This is a genomic window from Bradyrhizobium sp. MI1.10, from assembly GCF_055811035.1.
In genome coordinates this window covers 12,743-30,867 of record NZ_JBVVPN010000039.1, presented here as the reverse complement: position 1 = coordinate 30,867, position 18,125 = coordinate 12,743, and the positions used below count along the sequence as shown (strand labels likewise).

Below are 18,125 nucleotides of genomic sequence, written 5' to 3'. Positions count from 1 at the left end.
AGCGGGACTTCGATTTTCGACCCCGCACGGAAGTGCCGGGCTCGTTAAAATCGCGGCTTTGCTAACATAGCAGGCGCGCACGTGCAACATGACGCCAAATTAAAGGCATGACGTTCTGTCGCCAGTTCGTCGCACTCCACGACGACGGCGACGACGACCTGCCATGCCGCGGAATTGCCACAGCCCCTAAGCCCACCCCCGAGCCGATGCCGGCCATTGGTTCCTGCCCTCAGCGCATAGCGGCCATGAACACGGATCGCTGAGGCGTGATTCCGGCGCATCCAGCTTCACTCGCCGAATACTTTCCGAATTCTAAATGCGGAAAGCGATGACTTCGTTTTACAGTATTCGCGAGTAATTTAGAGGTTAACGAATCGTTAAATTCCAATATTACGGAATGTCGGCTGAATATCTCCGCCGGTAACAAGATATTACACGGCGACACAGAACGGATTTACTGCCCAATTCACGCCTCATTAGGAATCGAAACGCGGTCCCGCTCGCAAACTTACGGGGGCTCCACTTGCCACATATGTGGCAATACTAGCTTAGGGACCAATATATGCTTTGTTTGAAGACGCTGGGCTCAGTGACCCGGCCGCGTACGGCGATCGCTTTTGTTGCCGCGACTCTTCTCATCGGGGGAACTGCCACCGAAGCTTCCGCCAAATCCCGGCATCACCATCGGTATTCCCACCATCATCACCGCCACCAGGCCCAGAACGATGCCAACACGTCCTCCGATTGGCGTAACGCCAATGCGTCGATGACGCCGTCGCAGGGCACCGGACGTGCCTTCTCCGGCATGGCTTCCTTTTACGGGAACGAGTCCGGCAGCAGGACTGCCTCGGGCCAGCGCTTCAACCAGAACGCCATGACCGCGGCGCACCGTTCGCTGCCGTTCGGCACCAAGCTGCGGGTCACCCATGGCGGCTCCAGCGTCATCGTCACCATCAACGACCGTGGCCCGTTCGTTCGCGGCCGTGTCCTCGACCTCTCCACGGGCGCTGCCCGCGCTATCGGCCTCACCGGCGCCGGCGTCGGCCGCGTCACCGCGGAAGTCGTCTCCTAAAGCGCGCGACGCGTGAAACAAGCCCGCCGTCTTGGGGGACGGCGGGCTTCGTGCATTCCGGGGGCGCGCCGCCCGCCGCCCGGGGGCCAGGCCCACCGCGGGGGGGGGGGGGATGTCTTTCGGGGGGGGGGGGGGGGGGGGGGCCCGCGGGGGGGGGGGGGGGGGGGGGGGGGGGGGGTAGGGGTCCCCAAACCCGGCCCCCGGGGTAAACCACCCCCGCGGTGTGGGGGGCGGGGGGGCTTCGTCATTCCGGGGCGCGCGCAGCGCGAGCCCGGAATCCATCGAACAGCAGGGTCGGTGGATGAATGGATTCCGGGTTCGCGACTTCGTCGCGCCCCGGAATGACAGCGGCTACAAAAAGCTCTGCGGATCGACGTCGACCTCGAGCTTTTGATTGCCCTTCGGCTTCGGGCATACGGCAAGCCAGTTGCGCAGATAATCCGACAGGTCGAAGCCGCGCGCCGATTTCACCAGGATGCGGAAGCGGTAGCGGCCCTTGATGACGGCGAGCGGGGCTTCCGCTGGGCCCAGCACCACCACCCGCTCGTCGCGCGGCGCGAGCGCAACGAGGTGGCGGCCGAAGCCTTCGGCGCTCGGCCGGTCGCCGGCGGAAATGATCAGGCTCGCGAGCCGCCCGAACGGCGGATACAGCGTGCGTTCGCGCAAATCGATCTCGCTGTCGTAGAACGCTTCACGGTCGCAGGCGATCAGCGCCTTCATCACGGGATGGTCGGGCTGGTGGGTCTGGAGATAGCCGACGCCGCGGCCCTGCTCGCGCCCGGCGCGGCCGATCACCTGGTTGAGCAATTGCCAGGTGCGCTCGGAGGCGCGCGGATCGCCATTGGACAGGCCGAGATCCGCATCGACCACGCCGACAAGATTGAGCCGCGGGAAATTGTGGCCCTTGGCGACGAGCTGGGTGCCGATGATGACGTCGACGCGGCCCTCCGCAATGTCATTCAGCTCGGAGCGCATCGTCTCGATCGAGGTGATGAGATCGCTCGACAGCACCATGGTGCGCGCCTCCGGGAACAGCGCGGCCGCCTCTTCCTGCAAGCGCTCGACGCCGGGCCCGACCGCGACCAGCGATTCCTCCGCCGCGCAATGCGGGCAGGTTTGCGGACGCGGCATCGAGAAGCCGCAATGGTGACAGACGAGGCGCTGGCGGAAGCGGTGATCGACCAGCCAGGCGTCGCAGATGGTGCAGGCAAAGCGATGGCCGCAGGCGCGGCACAGCGTCAACGGCGCATAGCCGCGGCGATTGAGAAACAATAGCGCCTGCTCGCGCCGCTCGATCGCGGTCCTGATCTCGGACGCCAGCCGCGGCGAGATGAAGCGGCCGCGCGCCGGCGGCTCGCGGCGCATGTCGATGGCCTCGATATGCGGCATGTGCTGGCCGCCGAAGCGTGACGGCAGCGCGATGCGCTGATAGCGGTTCTTGCGCGCATTGACCTCGGACTCGACCGACGGCGTCGCCGATGCCAGCACGATCGGAACCTTCGCGATATGCGCGCGCACCACCGCCATGTCGCGGGCGTGATAATGCACGCCCTCGTCCTGCTTGTAGGCCTGGTCGTGCTCTTCATCGACCACGATGAGGCCGAGATTGGCGTAGGGCAGAAACAGCGCCGAGCGCGCGCCGACCACGACCGGCGCGCTGCCCTCGGAGATCGCCGCCCAGTTGCGTGCGCGGGTGCGCGGCGTCAGCTCGGAATGCCATTCCAAGGGACGCACGCCAAAACGCTGCGCGAAGCGATCGAGAAACTGGCCGGTGAGCGCGATCTCCGGCATCAGGATCAGCGACTGTTTTCCGCGGCGGATCGCCTCGGCCACGGCTTCGAAGTAAACCTCGGTCTTGCCCGAGCCGGTGACACCGTCGAGCAGCGCGACGTGAAAGCTGCCGTTGGCCGCGAGCGCGCGCATCGCATCGACTCCGGCGCGCTGGAGCGGCGAAAAATCCGGCCGGCTGAAATCCGGATCGGGCGCCGGCGGCGGTGGAGGCGGCGGCATCGGCTCGACCGTGAGCGTGCCTTCGTCGACGAGGCCGTCGATCACGCCGGCCGAAACGCCGGCCTCCTTGGCCGCCTCGGACTTGCCGTGCAGCAGCCGGTCCGACAGCACCTCGATCAGGCGCTGCCGCGCCGGCGTCAGTCGCCGCGGGAGATCGCCGGTCAGGCGCACGCCGGCGCGCACCCGCTCGGGGCCGAGGTTCTCGCCCATCCGCAGGCACATGCGCAGCACCATGCCGCGCGGGCTCAGGGTGTAATTGGCGATCCAGTCCACGACTGCACGCAGCTCGGGCTTCAGCGGCGGGATGTCGAGCTTTTCGCTGACCTCCTTGAGGCGGTTGTGCAGGCGCGGATCCGGATTGGCGTTTTCGGCCCAAACCACGGCCAGCACCTCGCGCGGGCCGAGCGGCACGCCAATAATGTCGCCCGCCTTCAGCTCCATCCCACGCGGCACCTTGTACGAATAGGTCTGGTCGAGCGCGACCGGCACCAGCACGTCGACCATGCGGGTCGCGTTGGCGGAGACGGCGTTGCTGCGCGACGTGTGGTCCATGGAGGGGAATCGGAACCCGGGGGCTTCAAGGCTAGCGCCCTGAGGCGGCCTTAGCGAACGATAAACGAGTGTGATGCGATATACTGAGTGGAATCACCACGTCCAGAGCGCATGAGCAAAGCGGCCGCCCCACAGATCGAGCTCGCCAGCGCCGATCCTGACATCGCGCAGGAGATGACGCGCTGGCTGTCGCATCTCGGCGCGGAGCGACGGCTGTCGCCGAAGACGCTCGAGGCCTATGGCCGCGATTTGCGGCAGTGCCTGAATTTCCTCTGCGGCCATTGGGGCGAGCGGGTGACGCTGAAGCGTTTCGCCGCGCTGGAAGCCACCGATATCAGGGCCTTCATGGCGATGCGCCGCGCCGATGATATTGCCGGGCGCTCGCTGATGCGCGCACTCGCGGGCCTGCGCTCGTTTGGCCGCTTCCTCGAACGCGAAGGCAAGGGCAAGGTCGGCGCACTCTCGGCGATCCGCGCGCCGAAAGTCGCAAAGAGCCTGCCAAAGCCGCTGCCGATGGCGTCGGCCAAACGTCTTGCGGACGCCGACGAGCGCGCCGGCGAGGATCGCGAGACCTGGATTTTGGCGCGCGATGCCGCGGTGATGGCACTCCTCTACGGCTCGGGCCTGCGCATCTCCGAAGCGCTGGGGCTGACGCGCCGCGAGGTGCCGCGTCCCGGTGAAGGCGACGTGCTGATCGTGACAGGCAAAGGCAACAAGACCCGCATGGTGCCGGTGCTCCAGAACGTGCTCGCGCTCGTGCAGGAGTATGTCGCGATGTGCCCGTATCCGCTGCCGGCCGAAGGCCCGATCTTCGTCGGCGCACGCGGCGGGCCGTTGAGCCCGCGCATCATCCAGCTCGCGATGGAGCGGCTGCGCGGCGCGCTCGGCCTGCCCGACAGCGCCACGCCGCACGCGCTCCGGCATTCCTTCGCCACGCATCTGTTGTCGCGCGGCGGCGATTTGCGCGCGATCCAGGAATTGCTCGGCCATGCCTCGCTCTCGACCACGCAGATCTATACCGGCATCGATGCCGAGCGGCTGCTGGAAGTCTATGCCAGCGCGCATCCGCGGCGCTGATGCTGACATGAAGCTGTCATAGCAAGCCTCGCGGCGCGCATGCCTCTTGCGCGGCGCCCGCGGTTCGGTCAATCGTGGGGAACCGAGCCAGGAGGAATTTATGAGCGCACATGAAAGCATGGAGCATGCCGAGCACGCCGAACACGCGTCCGGCTCGAACAAGAAGATCGCGCTCCTGATCGCGGTCCTGGCGCTGTTCCTGGCGATCTCCGAGACGCTCGGCAAGGGCGCCCAGACCGAATCGATCAGCAAGAACGTCGAGGCCTCCAACCTCTGGGCCTTCTTCCAGGCCAAGAGCATCCGCCGCACCGTGGTGCAGACCATGGCCGACCAGGGCAAGCTCATCCTCGGCGCGGCGAGCGACGAGGCCAACAAGGTGGCCGTGCAGAAGCAGATCGAGGACTGGCAGAAGACCGCGCAGCGCTACCGCTCCGAGCCCGAGACCGGCGAAGGCACCGAGCAGCTGGCCGAAAAGGCCAAGCACGCCGAGCATGAACGCGACGAGGCGACTGCGAAATATCATCACTTCGAGCTGGCGTCCGCCGCCTTCCAGATCGGCATCGTCCTGGCCTCGGCGACGATCATCACCGGCATGCTACCGCTCGCCTGGATCGCGGGCCTGCTGTCGCTTGCCGGACTTGGAATGACCGTGCTCGGCGCATGGTCGCCGCATCTGCTGCATCTGCATTGAGGCTCGTAACCCGCATGAGCGCAGCGACATGCGGGGAGCCACAATAAGGAATCCCGGATATCGCTTTGCTCATCCGGGCTACGCGACGCTCATTGCGTCGACGCTCATTGCGTCGACGCTCAACGCGCTTCGTGCACGCTCTTGCGAAAACGCTGGATCAGGCGGAGGGTTCGTGAGGACCAGCCTTCGCCGTTGCCGGCGATCAGCTCCTTGATGCGCCGCTTGACCGGATCGACCAGCTCGGCGGCCTTGGCACGCAGCTTCAGCACCAGATCATAAAGCCGCTCGAACCAGTGCATCTCCATCAGCTTGTCGCGCGTCACGTCGAACACGAAGGCGGTGACACCGACCCCGAGCAGCTTTGCGAACACGATGGTGAAGACCGCGCTGGTCCAGTATTCGTGCGTGAGCAGCCACAGGCCGACCAGCTTGAGCGGAAACAGCGGGATGATGGGCACGGCGAACACGATCAGCGTCATCGCCGGCGACAGCGCATCGACGCGGTCCGACAGCCATTGCTTGAACCGGGCGAGCGGGACAATTGCGACAACCCGCGCGACGATCGGTTCGAGATGGTCCCACAGCCAGGCTTCGATCAGGAAGATGATCGCAAGCAGGACCCAGACCGGTTGAAGCAGGCGGCGTAGCATGTGTTTCCCGCCCGATTCGGCGCTGGGCGCCACCTACATATGGATGGCCCGCTTGCCGACTGCAAGCGCGGCTTCCTTGATGGCCTCGGAGCGGGTCGGGTGCGCGTGGCAGGTGCGCGCGAGATCCTCCGCGCTGCCGCCAAACTCCATGAGAACGGCCGCCTCATGGATCATTTCGCCGGCCTCAATGCCGATAATGTGCACGCCGAGCACGCGATCGGTCTTCGCATCTGCGAGAATCTTCACAAAGCCGTCGGTGGTCTGGTTGACCTTGGAGCGGCCGTTGGCGGTAAAGGGAAACTTTCCGACCGTATAAGCCACGCCCGCCTGCTTCAGCTCCTCCTCGGTCTTGCCGACGGAGGATACTTCCGGCGTGGTATACACCACGCCTGGGATAACATCGTAGTTCACGTGGCCGGCCTGCCCCGCGATGATCTCGGCAACCGCGACGCCTTCATCCTCGGCCTTGTGCGCGAGCATCGGGCCCGCGACGACGTCGCCGATGGCATAGACGCCCTTCACGCTGGTGGCGAAGTGCGGATCGATCTGCACGCGGCCGCGATTGTCGAGCGCAACGCCGGCTTCCTTCAAGCCCAGCCCATCCGTGTACGGCACACGGCCGATACAGACGAGAACGACATCGGCTTCCAGCGTCTCGGCAGCGCCGCCGGCGGCGGGCTCGACCGTCGCCTTCAGCGCCTTGCCGGAGGTGTCCACGCCCGTGACCTTGGCACCCAGCTTGAACGCAAAGCCCTGCTTCTCCAGGATGCGCTGGAATTGCTTGGCGATCTCCCCGTCCATGCCGGGCAGGATGCGGTCGAGGAATTCGACGACGACGACTTCGGCGCCGAGACGCTTCCACACTGAGCCGAGCTCGAGGCCGATCACGCCGGCGCCGACGATCAAGAGCTTGCCGGGGACCTTGTCCAGCGACAGCGCGCCGGTCGACGACACGATGCGCGTCTCGTCGATCTCGATGCCCTTGAGCCGCGCGATGTCCGAGCCGGTGGCGATCACGATGCTCTTGGTCTCGATCACTTGCGACTTGCCGTCGGCGGAGATCTCGACCTTGCCGGTGCCGAGAATCTTGCCGGCGCCCTTGAGCACGTCGATCTTGTTCTTCTTCATCAGGAACTCGACGCCCTTGACGTTGCCGTCGATGCCCTGCTGCTTGAAGTTCATCATCGCAGACAAATCGAGCTTCGGCGCGGAAACGCTGACGCCCATCTTGGCGAAGGAATGCCCGGCCTCCTCGTACATTTCGGAGGCGTGCAACAGCGCCTTCGACGGCATGCAGCCGACATTGAGGCAGGTGCCGCCGAGCGTCGCGTTCTTTTCCACCACGGCGACTTTCATGCCGAGCTGCGCTGCACGCACCGCGCAGACATAACCGCCCGGTCCGGTGCCGATGACGACGAGATCGTATGCCATGAGAGAAAGTCCCGTAAGTTTAGCGTTGAGGGATGTGTCAGCGTCCGCGCGGCGCGTCAGCGTCCGCCGGACACATCGAGAATGGCTGAGGTGACGTAGGAGGCCTCGTCCGACATCAGCCAGACGATGGCATTGGCGACTTCATCGGCAGTACCGACGCGCTTCATAGGCACCATATGGGCCAGACGATGGGCGCGGTCGGGCTCACCGCCGGCAGCGTGGATTTCGGTGTCGATCAGGCCGGGCCGGATGCCCGCGACACGAATGCCCTCGCCGGCAACCTCATGGCCGAGGCCGACGGTGAAGGAATCGATCGCGCCCTTGGACGCGGCATAGTCGACATAGGTGTTCGGCGCGCCGAGCTTGGCAGCAACCGACGACAGATTGACGATGACGCCGCCCTGGCCGCCGTGCCTGGTCGACATCCGCTTCACCGCTTCGCGCGCGCAGAGGATGGAGCCGGTGACATTGACCGCCATCACGCGCTGGATGCGCTCGGCCGACATCTCGTCGACGCGCACGCCGCTGGTCCCGACAATACCGCCATTGTTGACAAGCGCCCCGAGCGTGCCGAACGCGTCCGCGGCCTTGAACAGCGCCAGGATATCGCTTTCCTCGGCGACGTCGCATTTCACCGCGATGGCCTTGCCGTTGCTGGCCGCGATCTCGGCGACCACCTCGTCGGCGGCGGTCTTGTTGCTGGCATAGCCGACCACGACGCGAAAGCCGCGCGCGGCCGCCGCAATCGCGGTCGCCCGCCCGATGCCGCGGCTGCCGCCGGTGATGACAACGACTTTATCCGTCACGCGCGTCTCCATGGTTCGACACGCGCCGTCGCGTAAGGCGACGGCGCTCGCAGAGCATCAGCGATCAGAGATCGAGCACCAGGCGCGCCGGATCTTCCAGGCTCTCCTTGACGCGAACAAGGAAGGTCACGGCTTCCTTGCCGTCGATGACGCGGTGATCGTAGGACAGCGCCAGATACATCATCGGGCGGACCTCGATCTTGCCGCCGACGACCATCGGCCGCTCCTGGATCTTGTGCATGCCGAGAATGCCCGACTGCGGCGCGTTCAGGATCGGGGTCGACATCAGCGAGCCGTAGATGCCGCCGTTCGTGATGGTGAAGGTGCCGCCCTGCATCTCGTCGATCTTGAGCTGGCCGTCACGGGCGCGGCGGCCGAAATCGGCGATGCCCTTCTCGATGTCCGCGATCGACTTGTTGTCGCAGTCGCGCACCACGGGCACGACGAGGCCCTTGTCGGTGCCGACGGCGACGCCGATGTGGTAGTAGTTCTTGTAGATCAGATCGGTGCCGTCGATCTCGGCGTTGACGGCCGGGATGTCCTTCAGCCCCTGCACGACGGCCTTGGTGAAGAAGCCCATGAAGCCGAGCTTCGAGCCATGCTTCTTCTCGAACGCATCCTTGTAGTGCGCACGCAGCGCCATGACGTTGGTCATGTCGACCTCGTTGAAGGTCGTGAGCATCGCGGCGGTGTTCTGCACGTCCTTGAGGCGGCGCGCGATGGTCTGGCGCAGCCGGGTCATCTTGACGCGCTCTTCGCGGGCTGCGTCATCGGCCGGCGACGGTGCGCGGACCTGAACCGCTGCGGCGGGCTGGTTGACCGGGGTCGGCGCCGAGGCCGCACGCTCGATTGCGGCGAGCATGTCGCCCTTGGTGACACGGCCGTCCTTGCCGGAGCCGGGAACGGTCGAGGCGTCGATGCCGGTCTCGGCCGAGAGCTTTCGCACGGATGGCGCGAGCGGCGAGTCGGCCGGCGGTGCTTTCGACGCGGCCGGGGCGGCGGATGGAGCCGCCGCGGCGGGAGCAGGCGCGGGCGCGGCAGCCGGCTTGGCGGGCGTCTTTGCGACGCCGGCCGTGCCCTCGGTGATCTGCCCGAGCAGCGCACCGACCGCAACGGTCGTGCCATCTGCGGCGATGATCTCGCTCAGCGTGCCCGCGGACGGCGCCGGGACTTCGATGGTGACCTTGTCGGTCTCGAGCTCCACCAAGGGCTCGTCGACGGCGACGGGATCGCCGGCCTTCTTGAACCAGCGGCCGATGGTGGCCTCGGTGACGGATTCGCCGAGGGTCGGCACACGAATTTCAGTCATGGTCTTTTCCTTAAGGAGATCGCCAATGCGGTCGGGAATTTTCAGGTGTCATCGGCCGGCGAAAAGCAGGCCATCCAGCAAGCCGAAACGTTCGCATTCACCACGGACGCCACGGTTTGCCGGATGCCCCGCTCCAGTGCGCCATGGCACACAAGGCGGGGCATGACGCAGCTCGAAAAAGTTCAGCTCAATGCTTCGTCCAGGAACGCCTTCAGCTGCGCCTGATGCTTCGACATCAGACCCGTGGCGGTCGCAGCGGAGGCGGCGCGACCGACATAACGCGGACGCCGGCTCGCACCGTTCACCTGGTTCAGCACCCATTCCAGATAGGGCTCGATGAAGTGCCAGGCACCCATGTTGCGGGGCTCTTCCTGGCACCACACGACTTCGGCCTTCTTGAAGCGCGACAGCTCGGCCACCAGCGCCTTCAGCGGCACCGGATAGAGCTGCTCGACGCGCATCAGGTAGATGTCGTCCATGCCACGCTTCTCGCGCTCCTCGTAGAGGTCGTAATAGACCTTGCCCGAGCAGAGCACGATGCGGCGGATCTTCTCGTCGGGCACGAGCTTGACCGCTTCGCCCGGCAGCATCTGGGCGTCGTCATACAGGATGCGGTGGAAGGTCGTTCCCTTCGCGAGCTCCTCGAGGCGCGACACCGCCCGCTTGTGACGCAGCAGCGACTTCGGCGTCATCACGATCAGTGGCTTGCGGATCTCGCGATGGAGCTGCCTACGCAGCACGTGGAAGTAGTTCGCCGGCGTGGTCGGATAGACCACCTGCATGTTGTCTTCCGCGCACATCTGGAGATAACGCTCCAGACGCGCCGAGGAATGCTCCGGTCCCTGGCCCTCATAGCCGTGCGGCAGGAGGCAGACGAGGCCGGACATGCGCAGCCATTTGCGCTCACCCGAGGAGATGAACTGGTCGAACACGACCTGCGCGCCGTTGGCGAAGTCGCCGAACTGCGCTTCCCACAGAGTCAACGTGTTCGGCTCGGCGAGCGAGTAGCCGTATTCGAAGCCGAGCACGGCTTCTTCCGACAGCAGCGAGTTGATGACCTCGTAATGGCCCTGCTCGTGACCGAGATGGTTGAACGGCGTGTAGCGGCTCTCGTCTTCCTGGTCGATCAGGACCGAGTGGCGCTGCGAGAAGGTGCCGCGCTCCGAATCCTGCCCTGACAGGCGGACATGATGGTTCTCGTTGAGCAGCGTGCAGAACGCCAGTGCCTCGCCGGTCGCCCAGTCGATGCCCGTGCCGCCGTCGATCGCCTTGGCGCGGTTTTCGAGGAAGCGCTGGATGGTGCGGTGGACGCGGAAACCATCCGGCACCTTGGTAATCTTGCGACCGATGTCCTTCAGGGCGGTGATGTCGACGCCGGTGACGCCACGCCGCGCATCTTCTTCCTGATCCGCGATCTTGAAGCCGGCCCATTTGCCGTCGAGCCAGTCGGCCTTGTTGGGCTTGTAGCCGGAGCCGGCTTCGAGCTCGGCATCGAGCCGCGCGCGCCAGTCGGCCTTGGCCTTCTCGACCTCGCCCTCCGTCAGCACGCCTTCGCTGATGAGACGGCGGGCGTAGAGCTCGAGCGTCGACGGATGGGCCGCGATCTTCTTGTACATCACCGGCTGGGTGAAAGCCGGCTCGTCGCCCTCGTTATGGCCATGCCTGCGGTAGCAGAACATGTCGATGACGACGGGCTTGTGGAATTTCTGCCGGAACTCGGTCGCGACCTTGGCCGCGAACACGACGGCTTCCGGATCGTCGCCGTTGACGTGGAAGATCGGCGCGTCGATCATCTTCGCCACGTCCGACGGATACGGCGACGAACGGGAATAACGCGGATAGGTGGTGAAGCCGATCTGGTTGTTGACGATGAAGTGCACGGATCCGCCGGTGCGGTAGCCCTTCAGGTCCGACAGGCCGAAACATTCCGCGACCACGCCCTGGCCGGCGAACGCGGCGTCGCCATGCATCAGCAGCGGCATCACCGAGATGCGCATATCCGGCGGATCGCCGTGCTGGTCCTGCTTGGCGCGGACTTTTCCGAGCACCACGGGATCGACGATCTCGAGATGCGAGGGGTTGGCGGTCAGCGACAGATGGATGCGGTTGCCGTCGAACTCGCGATCCGAGGACGCGCCGAGGTGATATTTGACGTCGCCCGAGCCTTCGACCGCATCAGGATTGGCCGAACCGCCCTTGAACTCGTGGAACAGCGCGCGGTGCGGCTTGCCCATCACCTGGGTCAGCACGTTGAGGCGGCCGCGATGCGGCATGCCCAGCACGACTTCTTTCACGCCGAGATTGCCGCCACGCTTGATGATCTGCTCGAGCGCGGGAATCAGCGATTCGGCACCGTCCAGGCCGAAGCGCTTGGTGCCGGTGAACTTGGTGTCGCAGAACTTCTCGAAGCCTTCGGCCTCGACCAGCTTCATCAGGATGGCGCGGCGGCCTTCGCGGGTGAAGGAGATTTCCTTGTCCGGCCCCTCGATCCGCTCCTGAATCCACGCCTTCTGCGCCGCGTTGGTGATGTGCATGAACTCGACACCGAGCGTCTGGCAATAGGTGCGCTCGCAGATCGCTGTGATTTCGCGCAAGCTGGCGTATTCGAGACCGAGCACATGGTCGAGGAAGATCTTGCGGTCGAAATCGGCTTCGCTGAAGCCGTAGGTCCGCGGATCGAGCTCTTCGCGATTGCGCTGGGCTTCGATGCCGAGCGGATCGAGCTTGGCGTGGAAGTGGCCGCGCATGCGGTAGGACCGGATCAGCATCAGGGCCCGGACCGAGTCGCGGGTGGCCTGGAGCAAATCGGCGGAGGAGAGGCCGCCGCCCTTGTCGCCACCCTTGGCCTGCGCTTTGGCCGCGATCTTGGCGCCGACCGTCTTCTCGACTTCCGCCCAATTGCCGTCGAGCGCGGAGGTCAGATCGTCCTGCGGGGTCAGCGGCCAATTGGCGCGCTCCCAGGACGGGCCTTGGGCGTTCTTGCTGATGTCGCCCGGCTGGTCGTTGAGGCTCTTGAAGAAGTCCTGCCACTCGGCATCCACCGAGGACGGGTCCTTCTCGTAGCGGGCGTAGATTTCGTCGATGTAGGTGGCGTTGGTGCCCTGCAAAAAGGAGGAGAGGGCAAAGGCTGCGTTCGCGTCTTGGCGAGACATACTTGAGTTCCTGGCGATTTCGGTTCGCGCATAACAAACGGCGCTGGCGCTGGGCTCCCCGGCAGAGGACCAGCGCGACAGGCACCATTTACCCTATTTGCTGCGAAACTTCGCCCGGAAAATTACGAAGGTGTGAATCAGGCTTTCAATTTTTCGGCAAGCGTGTGCCCGAGCCGAGCGGGAGACGGGGACACTGTAATTCCAGCCGATTTCATCGCGTCGGTCTTGGAACCGGCGTCCCCCTTGCCTCCGGAAATGATCGCGCCGGCGTGGCCCATGCGGCGGCCGGGAGGGGCTGTGACACCGGCGATGAAACCGACCATCGGCTTCTGGCGGCCGCGCTTGGCCTCGTCCTTGAGGAACTGGGCGGCGTCTTCCTCGGCGGAACCGCCGATCTCGCCGATCATGATGATCGACTCGGTCTTGGGGTCGCCGAGCAGCATTTCCAGCACGTCGATGAACTCGGTTCCCTTGACCGGATCGCCGCCGATGCCGACCGCGGTGGTCTGGCCGAGGCCTTCCTGGGTGGTCTGGAACACGGCTTCGTAGGTCAGGGTCCCCGAGCGGGAGACGATGCCGACGCTGCCGGTCTTGAAGATGTTGGCCGGCATGATGCCGATCTTGCACTCGCCGGCGGTCATGACGCCCGGGCAGTTCGGCCCGATCAGGCGCGACTTGGAGCCCGCCAGCGAACGCTTCACCCTGACCATGTCGATGACCGGGATACCTTCCGTGATGCAGACGATCAGCGGGATCTCGGCATCGATGGCCTCGCAAATCGCATCGGCCGCGCCCGGAGGCGGCACGTAGATCACGGACGCATCGGCGCCGGTCTTCTCACGCGCCTCGCGCACGGTGTCGAACACCGGCAGGCCCAGATGCGTCGCGCCGCCTTTGCCCGGCGAGGTGCCGCCGACCATCTTGGTGCCATAGGCAATCGCAGCCTCCGAGTGGAAGGTGCCGTTCTTGCCAGTAAAGCCCTGGCAGATGACCTTGGTGTTCTTGTCGATCAGGATGGACATGAGGTCTGCTTTCGCGAAACTAACGAGTGAGAGGTCAGTGGATGCGGCGGTAGACGCCGGTGAGCACGTCGGCCCAGCCTTCCGCGTCCGGCGAGAACTGGATCTTCAACGAATAGGAATCGTCGTCGATGATTTCATAGACGTGGCGCGCATTGCCGCGGAGCGAGCCGCGCACAAGCGTCAGGGTCTTGCCGACCCATCCGCCGGAGGCAGGCGAGGGCGGCGTGTAGCCGAGCGAATCGTACCAGAACAATTTGTAGGTCCGGTCTTCGCGGTCGAAGGTGAAGATGCCGTGGGTGGCGAAGCTCTGCTTGCCGTCGCGGGTCTGGACCGAGTCCTGGATCAGGTAGAAGCCGTTGAGATCCATGTGGGCCACGACGTGAGAGGTCGCCGTCCCGCCCTCCGTCCAGCGCGACGGAAAGACCACCTCTTCGCCATTCCATTCACCGGCGAACGCGGCAAGACGCGCGTGCTCCGGCAGCGGGGATGATGCAGCGAGATGGTCCTGGGTCATGGCCTCAGCCTCCCTTGACGGCCTTCACGATCTTCTGCGCGGCGTCGTCGAGATTGTCGGCCGGCACCACATTCAGGCCGGACTCACGGATGATCTTCTTGCCCAGCTCGACATTGGTGCCTTCGAGGCGAACCACCAGCGGCACGCTGAGACCGACCTCGCGCACCGCAGCGGTGACGCCCTCGGCGATCACGTCGCACTTCATGATGCCACCGAAGATGTTGACCAGGATGCCCTTTACGTTCGGGTCCGCTGTGATGATCTTGAAGGCGGCCGCGACCTTTTCCTTGCTGGCGCTGCCGCCGACGTCGAGGAAGTTCGCCGGCGCCATGCCGTAGAGCTTGATGATGTCCATCGTCGCCATCGCGAGGCCGGCGCCGTTGACCATGCAGCCGATATTGCCGTCGAGGGTGACGTAGTTCAGGTCGTATTTCGACGCTTCGATTTCCTTGGCGTCTTCCTCGGTCTCATCGCGCAGCGCGAGCACCTCGGGATGACGGAACAGGGCATTGTCGTCGAACGACACCTTGGCGTCGAGCACGCGGAGCTGGCCCTGCTTGGTCACGACCAGCGGGTTGATCTCCAGCATCGACATGTCCTTGGCGACGAACGCCGCGTAGAGCTGCGCGGTGAGCTTCTCGGCCTGCTTGGCGAGATCGCCGGAGAGTTTCAGCGCGTTCGCGACGGTGCGGCCGTGATGGCCCATGATGCCGGTCGCGGGATCGATCGAGAAGGTCACGATCTTCTCAGGCGTGTTATGCGCGACGTCCTCGATGTTGACGCCGCCATCGGTCGACACCACGAACGAGACGCGAGAGGTCTCGCGGTCGACCAGGATCGAAAGGTAGAATTCCTTGTCGATGTCGGAGCCGTCCTCGATGTAGAGGCGGTTGACCTGCTTGCCGGCGGGGCCGGTCTGGATGGTGACGAGCGTGGCGCCGAGCATCTGCTTGGCGAATTCGGAAACCTCCGCGGCCGACTTGGCGATGCGGACGCCGCCCTTGTCGCCGGCCGAGGCTTCCTTGAACTTGCCCTTGCCGCGGCCGCCGGCGTGGATCTGACTCTTCACAACCCAGACCGGGCCCGGGAGTGCCTTTGCCGCCGCGTCCGCATCGGCCGCCTTCAGGACCGGAACGCCCTTGGAGATCGCGACGCCGAACTCGTTCAGCAGCGCTTTGGCCTGATATTCATGGATATTCATATGGTCGCTCCCTGAACCCGCGGGCGGTGACCTCGTAGGCCCACCTCAGTCTTGTGGCTGGCATACCATATACCACAGGAACTGCAACCCGGATTCTCTGACATCGATCTCTGGACTTGCGGACCAGGACCCGCCCCAACCTTAAACAAGGTTTGGCGGACCCCGGAAATGAAACCGCCGAAGACCGGTTTTCGATCTTCGGCGGAATGTTTCGACCTTAGCGGCCCAGAAGATCGGGTGCGATCTTCTTGCAGGCATCAACCAGACCCTGCACCGCGCCGACCGACTTGTCGAAGGCTTCGCGATCCTTGCCGACGAGCTCGATCTCGACGACGCGCTCAACGCCCTTGGAGCCGATCACGACGGGCACGCCGACATACATGTCCTTCACGCCGTATTCGCCGTTCAGGTAGGCGGCCGAGGCCAGCACGCGCTTCTTGTCACGCAGATAGCTCTCGGCCATCGCGATCGCGGAAGCCGCCGGCGCGTAGAAGGCCGAGCCGGTCTTGAGGAGGTTGACGATCTCGGCGCCGCCGTTGCGGGTACGGTCGACGATCTCGTCGAGGCGCGCCTGCGAGGTCCAGCCCATCTTGACGAGATCGGGCAGCGGGATGCCGGCGACGGTGGAGTATTTTACCAGCGGCACCATGGTGTCGCCATGGCCGCCCAGCACGAAGGCGGTGACGTCTTCGACCGAAACGTTGAACTCGTCGGCCAGGAAGTAGCGGAAGCGCGACGAATCCAGCACGCCGGCCATGCCGACGACCTTCTTGTGCGGCAGGCCGCTAGCCTTCTGCAGCGCCCAGACCATCGCGTCGAGCGGGTTGGTGATGCAGATGACGAAAGCGTCGGGGGCGTATTTCTTGATGCCGGCGCCGACCTGTTCCATGACCTTGAGGTTGATCGAGAGGAGGTCGTCGCGGCTCATGCCGGGCTTGCGCGGCACGCCGGCGGTGACGATGCAGACTTTTGCGTTGTCGAGCGCCTCGTAGGAGTTGGCGCCGGTGTAGTGCGCGTCAAAGCCGTCGACCGGCGAGGACTGCGCGATGTCGAGCGCCTTGCCCTGCGGCACGCCCTCGGCGATGTCGAACATCACCACGTCGCCCAGCTCTTTCAGGCCGATGAGATGAGCCAGCGTTCCGCCGATCTGACCGGAGCCAATCAAAGCAATCTTGTCGCGCGCCATGTGAACCTGTCCTTTAGACACGTAAGGAGGGGAAAACTGAGACGGGTGGTTATCCCTTTCGCCTCCCCCGTTCAAGTCACGGGTTGCCCAATTGTCGGGCTTGCCGGGATAGCAGCCAGAATACCCAGGCCGTCATTCCGGGATGCGCCAACAGGCGCAGGCCCGGAATCCATGAGGCGGTAGAGTCGGCGGCAGGATGGATTCCGGGCTCGCGACTTCGTCGCGCCCCGGAATGACGCCGGAGAAGATGGTGAAATAGGACTTAAGTCTCCACCAACCCCTTGGTCGAACCGCTGGCGGTGGAATCCTTGCGACCGTGGGGCAGTGCCAGATAGGATTCCGAGCTCATTTCGATCAGGCGCGAGGCGGTGCGCTTGAACTCGTTGGCCTCGTTGCCCTCATTGGCGAGATAGAGCGAGATCGGGTTGGCATCGGCCGAGGCCATCAGCTTCACGGCATTGTCATAGAGCGTGTCGATCAGCGTAATGAAACGCTTGGCGGCGTTGCGCTGGGAGAAATCCATCACTGGAATATGGTCGACCAGGATGGTGTGATAGTCGTGCGCCAGCCTGAGATAGTCGGATGCCCCGAGCGGCTTCTCGCAGAGATCGGCGAACGCGAAGCGCGCCACGCCGTGGGCCGAGCACGGCACGTGCAGGATGCGGCCCTTGATCGAAATATCGCGCGACTTGCATTTGGCGCTGCCTGACATCTTCGACCAGGCGCGGTCGAGCGCGGCGTCGGCCTCGGTGTCTGCCGGCGTCAACCACATCGGCACGCCCTGAAGCTTTTCCAGCCGGAAGTCGGTGCGCGCGTCGAGCCGCAGCACGTCCATGTGGTCGGTGATCTGTTTGATAAAGGGCAGGAATAGCGAACGGTTCAGACCGCCCTTGTAGAGGTCGTCAGGCGCGACGTTGGAGGTCGCAACCACCACGGTGCCGAGCTCCAGCAGCTTTGCGAACAGGCGGCCGAGGATCATCGCGTCCGCGATGTCGGTGACGTGGAATTCGTCGAAACAGAGCAGCCAGCTCTCCTCGAAGATCGCATGCGCCGTCAGCGCGATGACGTCGCCGTCGGCGATCTCGCCGCGGGCGATGCCCTGGCGAAAATCGTAGATGCGCTCGTGCACATCGGCCATGAATTCGTGGAAATGCGCGCGCCGCTTGTGCTCGACGGTCGAGTGCTGGAAGAACAGATCCATCAGCATGGTCTTGCCGCGGCCGACCTCGCCATGGACGTAGAGCCCATGCGGCGCCTCGTCCTTGTCGCTGCTGAACAGGCGGCTGAGCAGGCCCTGCTTGCGCTGCGGCTTGTAATCGGCGAGCCGCTGGTCGAGCGCCGCATAGGCGTCGGCGATTTCGGCCTGCGCAGCGTCGGGCTCGATCGCGCCGGACGCGATCTGGGCCTGATAGGCTTCGCGGAATGAGGAACTGGGGGTCGAGAGCATGCTCT

14 protein-coding genes are annotated in these 18,125 nt (G+C 64.8%); 3 read left to right on the top strand and 11 right to left on the bottom strand.

The features are described from left to right. Nucleotides 1-562 precede the first annotated feature (562 nt). Nucleotides 563-1,072, top strand: coding sequence for a septal ring lytic transglycosylase RlpA family protein (locus AC0L3K_RS31245; protein WP_007598887.1), 510 nt, complete (start codon nucleotides 563-565; stop codon nucleotides 1,070-1,072). Nucleotides 1,073-1,423: 351 nt separating this feature from the next. Here the strand turns inward: AC0L3K_RS31245 and AC0L3K_RS31240 are convergent, their stop codons facing one another. Next, a complete protein-coding gene (locus AC0L3K_RS31240) occupies nucleotides 1,424-3,634 on the bottom strand; it encodes a primosomal protein N' (protein WP_354201507.1) in 2,211 nt (736 codons plus the stop codon). A gap of 111 nt (nucleotides 3,635-3,745) precedes the next feature. On the opposite strand from AC0L3K_RS31240, the gene AC0L3K_RS31235 reads away from it, so the two are divergent. Both AC0L3K_RS31235 and AC0L3K_RS31230 read left to right on the top strand, forming a co-directional pair. Continuing rightward, complete coding sequence (locus AC0L3K_RS31235) at nucleotides 3,746-4,711, top strand: tyrosine recombinase XerC (RefSeq protein ID WP_219681807.1); 966 nt, start codon at nucleotides 3,746-3,748, stop codon at nucleotides 4,709-4,711. 100 nt (nucleotides 4,712-4,811) lie between these two features. Further along, nucleotides 4,812-5,402 (top strand): DUF4337 domain-containing protein, encoded by a 591-nt coding sequence (locus AC0L3K_RS31230; protein WP_007598882.1) that lies wholly within the window; start codon nucleotides 4,812-4,814, stop codon nucleotides 5,400-5,402. Nucleotides 5,403-5,521: 119 nt separating this feature from the next. Here the strand turns inward: AC0L3K_RS31230 and AC0L3K_RS31225 are convergent, their stop codons facing one another. The 10 genes from AC0L3K_RS31225 to zapE all read right to left on the bottom strand — a co-directional run bounded on the left by AC0L3K_RS31225 (nucleotide 5,522) and on the right by zapE (nucleotide 18,120). After that, the gene (locus AC0L3K_RS31225) at nucleotides 5,522-6,052 is read right to left on the bottom strand and encodes a hypothetical protein (RefSeq protein WP_219681808.1); all 531 of its coding nucleotides are present in this window, start codon (nucleotides 6,050-6,052) and stop codon (nucleotides 5,522-5,524) included. Between the two features lie 33 nt (nucleotides 6,053-6,085). After that, on the bottom strand, nucleotides 6,086-7,483 hold the full coding sequence (gene lpdA, locus AC0L3K_RS31220) for a dihydrolipoyl dehydrogenase (protein ID WP_473367504.1): 1,398 nt from the start codon (nucleotides 7,481-7,483) through the stop codon (nucleotides 6,086-6,088). Nucleotides 7,484-7,539: 56 nt separating this feature from the next. After that, entirely contained in the window at nucleotides 7,540-8,301 is a 762-nt protein-coding gene (locus tag AC0L3K_RS31215; RefSeq protein ID WP_088941101.1) for an SDR family oxidoreductase, read from the bottom strand. 52 nt (nucleotides 8,302-8,353) lie between these two features. Further along, nucleotides 8,354-9,598 (bottom strand): 2-oxoglutarate dehydrogenase complex dihydrolipoyllysine-residue succinyltransferase, encoded by a 1,245-nt coding sequence (gene odhB / locus AC0L3K_RS31210; protein WP_473255393.1) that lies wholly within the window; start codon nucleotides 9,596-9,598, stop codon nucleotides 8,354-8,356. Between the two features lie 182 nt (nucleotides 9,599-9,780). Further along, the gene (locus tag AC0L3K_RS31205) at nucleotides 9,781-12,750 is read right to left on the bottom strand and encodes a 2-oxoglutarate dehydrogenase E1 component (protein ID WP_007598875.1); all 2,970 of its coding nucleotides are present in this window, start codon (nucleotides 12,748-12,750) and stop codon (nucleotides 9,781-9,783) included. Between the two features lie 137 nt (nucleotides 12,751-12,887). After that, entirely contained in the window at nucleotides 12,888-13,772 is an 885-nt protein-coding gene (gene sucD, locus AC0L3K_RS31200; RefSeq protein WP_007598874.1) for a succinate--CoA ligase subunit alpha, read from the bottom strand. 34 nt (nucleotides 13,773-13,806) lie between these two features. Further along, the gene (locus tag AC0L3K_RS31195; RefSeq protein ID WP_007598873.1) at nucleotides 13,807-14,286 is read right to left on the bottom strand and encodes a DUF1579 family protein; all 480 of its coding nucleotides are present in this window, start codon (nucleotides 14,284-14,286) and stop codon (nucleotides 13,807-13,809) included. Nucleotides 14,287-14,290: 4 nt separating this feature from the next. Further along, entirely contained in the window at nucleotides 14,291-15,487 is a 1,197-nt protein-coding gene (gene sucC, locus AC0L3K_RS31190) for an ADP-forming succinate--CoA ligase subunit beta (protein ID WP_473367503.1), read from the bottom strand. A gap of 217 nt (nucleotides 15,488-15,704) precedes the next feature. Further along, on the bottom strand, nucleotides 15,705-16,673 hold the full coding sequence (mdh, locus tag AC0L3K_RS31185) for a malate dehydrogenase (RefSeq protein ID WP_007598869.1): 969 nt from the start codon (nucleotides 16,671-16,673) through the stop codon (nucleotides 15,705-15,707). Nucleotides 16,674-16,935: 262 nt separating this feature from the next. Further along, nucleotides 16,936-18,120, bottom strand: a complete 1,185-nt coding sequence (zapE, locus tag AC0L3K_RS31180) for a cell division protein ZapE (protein ID WP_007598866.1) — start codon at nucleotides 18,118-18,120, stop codon at nucleotides 16,936-16,938. Nucleotides 18,121-18,125 lie beyond the last annotated feature (5 nt).